This window comes from Acidimicrobiia bacterium, assembly GCA_035651955.1.
GTDB lineage: Bacteria > Actinomycetota > Acidimicrobiia > IMCC26256 > JAMXLJ01 > JAMXLJ01.
In genome coordinates, this window is the sequence record DASRES010000064.1 from 24,786 (window position 1) to 31,624 (window position 6,839).

Consider the following 6,839-nt stretch of genomic DNA (forward strand, 5'->3'; position numbering starts at 1 on the left):
GCACGTCTCCGGCTGCGCGGTCAGGTGCACGTCATTGTCGCGCCCCGGCAGGTGTCGGCTCCCAACGCGCGCTACCCGACCGACACGGGTTCCGTCGGGTTCGAGGTCGGCGCGTTCGTGGCAGGCGACGCGTCCGTCCATGCGCCGAGGGTGACGTCGACCGAGCCCATCCGATTCCCCTGCGCGTAGGTCAGGTCCACGGTGTCGCCGGGCCGGCGGGGGCGGACCGCGGCCATCAGCTCCGCCATGCTGTCGACGGGCCGGCCGTCGACGTCGGTGATCACCATCCCGGCGGCGAGCCCGGCCCGGGCCGCAGGACTTCCGGTCTCCGTGCCGGTCACGAGCACTCCGGTCGGGTGGTCGTCGTGGTCCTCGCCGACGACCCCGAGCCAACCGTGCTCGGCCTTGCCCGTGCTCGTGATCTGGTCGGCGACGTCGGCCGCGACGTTCGCGGGCGTCGCGAGGCCGCCCGACACCCCGCGGACGGGGACGAGGATCCCGACGACGGTGCCGGACTGGTCGACGAGCGCGCCGCCCCCCGCCTCGGGCGAGATCGAATTGTCGGTCTGGACCATCTCGGCGAGCATCCGGCCCGGCCGCACCTGCACCAGCCCGTCGAGCGACGAGATGACGCCCGTGCTGACCCAGTGCTGGTCGAGTCCCACCCCGACCGCGATGACCTGGCGGCCGACCTGCAGGGAGTCGGCGGAGCCGAAGCGGGCCGCCGGGAGCGGCAGCTGGTCGACGCGCACCAGCGCGAGGTCGGTCGCGGGGTCGGTGCCTGCGAGCTGGCCGGTCGCCGAGCGGCCGTCGACGGTCGTGACGGTGATCGTCCCCGAGCCGTCGACGGCGTCGGAGCTCGTGAGCACGCGGCCGCCGCCGATCGCGACGCCCGACGAGCGTCGCGTTCCCGATGCCGACGTGAGCGCGACGCCGACGACGCTCGGTCCCGCCTGCGCGACCACGCGCGCGACGAGCTCCGCGTTGTCGGCGCGCTGCTCGCGCGTCGACTCTGCGATCGACGAGTCGTGATGGTCGAACGCGCCGAACGCGGCGAGCGTCGTCACCGTGACGAGCGCGCCGACCGCGCCCGCGACGAACGCGATCGCCCACTCCCGTCCACCGCCCCGTGACGCGGGCCGCGTGCTGCGCGTCCGCGGACCGAGCTCCGCGGGGTGGATCCAGAGGCGGTCCAGAGGATCGGGGGGCGAACCGCCCGAGCCGCCCTCACCCTCGTCGGGGGTGCCGGCAGACATGGCGAGCGAGTGTACCGACGGCCTCCTCGCACGCGACCGCGGCACACACCCAGTGGCGACCGCGGGCATCGCTCGGGAAAGCAGTCCTGGGCGTCCGTCCGTAGAATGACCTGCGTGCTGGCCCCGCCCGCCGCCGACGACTGGATCGCGCTCGCGTCCGGGCCGCTGCCCGTCGACCGCGCGCTCGGTTGGGCGGCGACGCCGGGGAGTGGCGGGATCGCGTGCTTCCTCGGAATCGTGCGCGATCACTCCGAGGGGCGCGACGGCGTCGTCGGTCTGACGTACGAGGCGTACGAGGAGCAGGCGACGCGCGCGCTCGGCGACGTCGCGGTCGACGCGCGACGGCGTTGGCCGTCCGTCGAGCGCGTCGCGCTGCTCCATCGCGTCGGCGATCTCGAGCTGTCCGAGGTCTCCGTCGCCGTCGTCGTGTCGGCGCCGCACCGCGCCGAGGCCTTCGAGGCGGCGCGCTACTGCATCGACACGCTCAAGGAGACCGTCCCGATCTGGAAGCGGGAGCACTGGGATGGCGGTTCCGACTGGGCCGTGTGCGACCATCCCCTCCGTTCCGTTCCGGGCACCTAGGAGAGCGACGTGGAGTTCCTGCTGATGGCGGCCGTCCTCAGCATCGTCGGCATCGGCGTTCTCCTCGTCCGGAACCGGCGGCCGACCTCGATGGAGTCGAGCATCGACGAGTTCGCCCGCGGGCTCGAAGCGCTCGCGCCGCCGGAGGAACGGTCGCGCCGACCGGCGAAGACCCGCCGCCGCACCGGAGCGCAGCGCACTGGCTAGGGACCTCGCGATCGACCTCGGCACCGCGAACACGCTCGTCTACTCGCGGGGCCAGGGGATCATCCTCAACGAGCCGACCGTCATCGCGCTCAACAGCCGCACGCAGGACGTGCTCGCGATGGGCCACGAGGCGTGGCAGATGATCGGGAGGACACCGGGCTACATCGTCGCGGTCCGGCCCCTTCGTGGCGGCGCGATCACCGACTTCGAGATCACGCAGCGGATGATCCGGCTGCTGTTCCAGCGCGCGGGTGTGTCACGCCTCTACCGGGCGCGCGTGCTCATCTGCGTGCCGTCCGCGATCACCCACGTGGAGCAGCGCGCGGTGCTGGAGGCCGCACGGCGCGCGGGCGCCGCCGCGACGTATCTCATCGAGCAGCCCATGGCGGCCGCGATCGGCGCGGGGCTGCCGATCCACGAGCCGCTCGGCAACCTCGTCGTCGACGTCGGCGGCGGTACGACCGAGGTCGCGGTCATCTCGCTCGGCGGGATCGTCGCGCTCGAGGCGGTGCGCGTCGGGTCGTTCGACATCGACGCCGCCATTCAGTCGTACGTGCGCCGCGAGTACGGCATCGCGATCGGTGAGCGCACCGCGGAGGAGATCAAGCTCGCGATCGGATCGGCGTTCCCGCTCGAGGACGAGTTCAAGGCCGAGGTGCGCGGCCGAGACCTGATGACCGGCCTCCCGAAGACGATCATCCTCTCGCCGGACGAGGTGCGCGACGCCGTGGAGGAGCACGTCCGCGCGATCTGCGACGCGGTGATCCGCGCGCTCGCGCAGACGCCGCCCGAGCTCGCGCAGGACCTCATCCTGCAGGGCATCCATCTCGTCGGCGGTGGGTCGATGCTGCGTGGTCTCGACCGGCGCATCGCGGAGGAGACGGCGCTGCCGGTGCATCTCGTCGACGCGCCGCTCGAGTGCGTCGTGCTCGGCGCGGGTCGCTGCCTCGAGTCGTTCGACCGGCTGAAGGAGATGTTCATGGGCCGCGCGCAGGCGTGACGGGTCACGCGCCTGACGGGTGTGGGTAGGTCGATCGCGTCCTCCGATGTGTCGCGCCGTTGGCAGGGGAGCGGCGAGCTTGCGAGCGCGACCATCAATGCAGATCCTCGGCGGCTTGACGGACCTGCCAGTCGGGATCGTCGCGTGCGCGTGCGAGGGCGTCGTCGACCGCGGGGCCGTCGAACGGCGCCAGCGCGAGCACCGCGCGGCGACGGACGGCGGGCTTGTCACGGCACGCGGCGAGGATCGCGTCGAGCCCGCGCGTGTCGCCGAGCGCGCCGAGCGCCGCGACGGCTGCTTCGCGCACGAGCGGGTCCGGGTGCCCGGTCGCGGCCGTGACGAGCGCGGGGACCCCACCGCCGTGACGTGTCGAGTCGCCGAGCTCGCCGAGCGCCCACGCCGCTGCCTCGGCGACTCCGGCATCAGCGTCGTGGAGGAGCCGTATCACGTTCACGACGGGCGCCGGACGCCCCAGCGCCGGGGCGAGCTCCGCGGCGCGCCGGCGCACCGCGGGATCTCCGTCGCGTGCAGCGCGTCGCCATGCGGAACGCGCTCGGCGTGACGCGCTCGCGCGAACGAGCGCACCCAGTGCGGCCGCGCGCACGCGCGAGTCGGCGTCGTCGAGGAGTCGCTCGACGCGCGAGAGCTCGGACCGTGGAGGCGTGTCAGCGAGCCCGATCGCGACCGCCGCAGCCGCCCGCGCGACCGGGTCGGGCGCGTCCACGTCGTCGACGACCACGCCGGCCAACGTAGCGGTGCATGCCGGCGCACGCGCGTGCTCGGCCGAGGTTCCGTGGCAGGCTGACCGCCGCATGCAGACCGGGACGACGACGGCCGACGACACTTCACCCGCGCCACCGCACCGCTCCCGTTGGCGTCGCATCCTGTCGATCGCGGTCGTGGTCGTGGTGGTGCTCGCGGTCGCGGCCTTCTTCGTGCGGTTGCCGTACGTGATCATCTCGCCCGGCGACGCGACGCCCGTGAACGACGTCGTGCGGATCAACGGCGCGAAGACCTACCGGTCGCCGGGCGCGGTGCTCTTCCTGACCGTGTCGGTGACGAACCAGCGACCGAACCTGTACCGGATGCTCGCGGGGTGGTTGAGCCCGGACAGCGACATCATCTCCGAGAAGGACGATCTCGGCTGTCTCACGCGTCATGAGGACGACGTCCAGAACGAGATGTACATGACCGAGTCGCAGCAGACGGCGAAGGCGGTCGCGCTCGGCCGGCTCGGGTACCACGTGACGTCCACGAGCCACGGCGTCGTCGTGTTCGACGTCGGGTGCAAGACCCCCGCGCTGGGCCACCTCCAGGTCGGCGACGAGATCCTCGCCGTCGACGGCAAGCCCGTGACGACGTCCGCGCAGGTCGGCCCGCTCGTCCGGGCCCACCAGCCCGGGCAGTCCGTCGCGTTCACCGTCCGTCGCGGCACCCAGCGCCGCGACGTCTCGGTCAAGACCGAACGGGCACCGTCGGGCCCGTACAAGGGGCAGGCGCAGGTGGGCATCGTCGCGACCGACGACCTCACCTACACGTTCCCGGTCGACGTGCGGATCGACCCCGGTCCCGTGACCGGACCGTCCGCCGGGCTCGCCTTCACGCTCACGGTTCTGGACGAGCTCACGCCCGGGAGCCTCACCGCGGGCCATGACGTCGCGGTGACGGGGACGATCGAGTCCGACGGGTCGGTCGGCCCCGTCGGCGGCGTCGCGCAGAAGGCGGTCACCGCGCGCGGCGCGGGCGCGCGGCTGTTCCTCGTCCCGACGACCGAGCTCGCCGACGCGCGCAAGCACGCGGGCTCGATGAAGGTCGTCGGCGTGCGCAACCTGTCCGACGCGCTGCGCGCGCTCCAGGCCGCGGGCGGTGCGCCGCTCCCGCCCGCACCGTCGACGACGACCGCGACGGCCGGCGTCGCGGGGTGATCCGGCGAGCGACGCCGCCGCGCCAATACCATTGGCGGACTGACCAGGGGGTGCGTGCATGGCTGACGGCGAGCTGCCGCGCCGGACCGTCTCGAGCGCGACGCGCCTGACCCCGGAGGAGATCGTCAACCGGGGCTTCGCGAGCTCGTTCCGTGGCGTCTCCGAGACCGAGGTGCGCAACTTCCTGCGCCGCATCGCGGAGGAGTTCACCAGCCTCAAGCAGCGCGAGGCCGACCTCGCGGCGCGCGTCGAGCAGCTCGAGGACCGGCTGCGCAACCCGCCGCCCCCGACCGAGCAGCAGCTGCTCGAGTCCCTCGGCGAGGAGACCGCGCGTGTCCTGCGGATCGCGCAGGAGAGCGCCGAGGACATCCGGCGCAAGGCCGACGAGCGTGCCACGGCACTCCTGCAGGAGTCACAAGACGAGGCCCGCAGGTTGCGCGAGACGACCGAGGCCCAGTGCGCGCAGATGCGCCGCGAGGCCGAGGCAGCCGTCGCGGCGCGCCACAGCGAGGTCGAGGCCGCGGTCGCGGAGATGCGCTCCGAGGCGCAACGCGAATCGGAGCTTGCACGCGAGCAGGCGACCCGCGACGCCGAGGCCACGCGCGAAGCCGCGCGCGCCGAGGGTCGCGAGATGGTGGCCGAGGCGCGCGCCGTCCGGGAGCGGATCCTCACCGAGATGTCGCGACGTCGCGGCCTGTTGCAGAGTCAGGTCGACGAGCTCCGAGCCGGACGTGAGCGGCTGCTCGAGGCGTACCGCGTCGTGAAGCGCACCTTCACCGAGGCGACCGACGCGTTGACACACGCGGAGACCGCGTCCGTCGCCCAGGGCGCGCCGGACGCCGGCGTGGTCGACGAGCGGCGCGCGCCCGACGACGTCGAGCCCGAGATCGTCGTCGAGGAGATCGTCGTCGTCGAGGAGGCGCGCACCGACACCATCGTCGGCGACGCAGTCACCGTCGACGACGCTCCGTCGGTCGAGGACGCGTCCGGCGGCGGCCCCGGCGGCGGCGCCGAGCCCGAGGAGCACCACCCGGCTCGGGCCCGCGACGTCGACGCGCTGTTCGCGCGGCTGCGCGCGGGACGCGAGCAGGCCGTCGACGAGGCTCGCGCGGTCCTCGACACCGGGCCGGCGCTCGAGGCGCAGGTGAACGGGAACGGCCAAGGCGACGTCCCCGCCGCGGACGACGCTGCCGTGGCGGAGGCGGACGGCGCGCCCGTACCCACCGGTGACGCGGCCCTCGTCGATGCACGCGACAGCGCGCTCGAGCCTGTGTTCCGCGACGTCGTGCGTCGATCGAAGCGCGCGCTGCAGGACGAGCAGAACGAGCTGCTCGACGTCCTGCGCACGGAGAAGGGGACACCCGCGCCCGACAAGGTCCTTCCCGGTCTCGACGATCAGCTCACCGCGTGGACCGCCGTCGTACAACCCGCGGTCGAGGCCGCGTACGGCGAGGGATCGGGCGGTGGCGCGCACCGCGCGGTGCCGCGCGACCTCGTCGATCTCGCGGTCCGCGATCTCGTCCTCCCACTGCGCGAACGCGTGTACGACGCGCTCGCCACGGCCGACGAGACGGAGGACGACGTCACGCAGCGCGTGAACGCGCGCTACCGCGAGTGGAAGGGCGCGCTCGACGGCGCGATCGGCGACGTGCTCACGGCCGCCTGGGCCCGCGGCACGCTCGACGCCGCGCCGGACGGTTCCATGCTGCGGTGGGTCCCCGAGCGGGAGGGACGGTGCGCCGACTGCGACGACAACGCCCTGGAGCCGACGCGCAAGGGCGAGTCGTTCCCGACGGGGCAGCCGCACCCGCCCGCCCACCCGGGGTGCCGTTGCGTGCTCGCGGTGGTCGCCGACTCACCGTCGCCCGA

Annotated in this window: 7 protein-coding genes; 5 read left to right on the top strand and 2 right to left on the bottom strand. The window is 73.6% G+C overall.

Going from position 1 to position 6,839, the window contains the following annotated elements; genetic code table 11:
• Nucleotides 1–71: 71 nt before the first annotated feature.
• Nucleotides 72–1,256: a trypsin-like peptidase domain-containing protein gene (locus VFC33_13770; GenBank protein HZR14304.1), complete on the bottom strand. Its 1,185-nt coding sequence runs from the start codon at nt 1,254–1,256 to the stop codon at nt 72–74.
• A gap of 114 nt (nt 1,257–1,370) precedes the next feature.
• Here VFC33_13770 and VFC33_13775 point away from each other — a divergent pair, with 114 nt between their 5' ends.
• The 3 genes from VFC33_13775 to VFC33_13785 are packed head-to-tail and all read left to right on the top strand — an operon-like array spanning nt 1,371 to nt 3,045.
• Nucleotides 1,371–1,838, top strand: a complete 468-nt coding sequence (locus tag VFC33_13775) for a molybdenum cofactor biosynthesis protein MoaE (GenBank protein HZR14305.1) — start codon at nt 1,371–1,373, stop codon at nt 1,836–1,838.
• Nucleotides 1,839–1,847: 9 nt separating this feature from the next.
• A complete protein-coding gene (locus VFC33_13780; protein ID HZR14306.1) occupies nt 1,848–2,045 on the top strand; it encodes a hypothetical protein in 198 nt (65 codons plus the stop codon).
• On the top strand, nt 2,038–3,045 hold the full coding sequence (locus VFC33_13785) for a rod shape-determining protein (GenBank protein ID HZR14307.1): 1,008 nt from the start codon (nt 2,038–2,040) through the stop codon (nt 3,043–3,045). The genes VFC33_13780 and VFC33_13785 overlap by 8 nt, the downstream gene beginning before the upstream one ends.
• A gap of 94 nt (nt 3,046–3,139) precedes the next feature.
• On the opposite strand, the gene VFC33_13790 is transcribed toward VFC33_13785, so the two are convergent.
• Nucleotides 3,140–3,784, bottom strand: a complete 645-nt coding sequence (locus VFC33_13790; protein HZR14308.1) for a HEAT repeat domain-containing protein — start codon at nt 3,782–3,784, stop codon at nt 3,140–3,142.
• A gap of 73 nt (nt 3,785–3,857) precedes the next feature.
• Between VFC33_13790 and VFC33_13795 the strand changes: the two genes are divergently transcribed.
• Together VFC33_13795 and VFC33_13800 are read left to right on the top strand one after the other, a co-directional pair.
• Nucleotides 3,858–4,970: a PDZ domain-containing protein gene (locus VFC33_13795; protein ID HZR14309.1), complete on the top strand. Its 1,113-nt coding sequence runs from the start codon at nt 3,858–3,860 to the stop codon at nt 4,968–4,970.
• A 58-nt stretch (nt 4,971–5,028) separates the two neighbouring features.
• Nucleotides 5,029–6,839 (top strand): DivIVA domain-containing protein (locus VFC33_13800; GenBank protein ID HZR14310.1); only part of this gene is annotated, 1,811 nt, incomplete at its 3' end.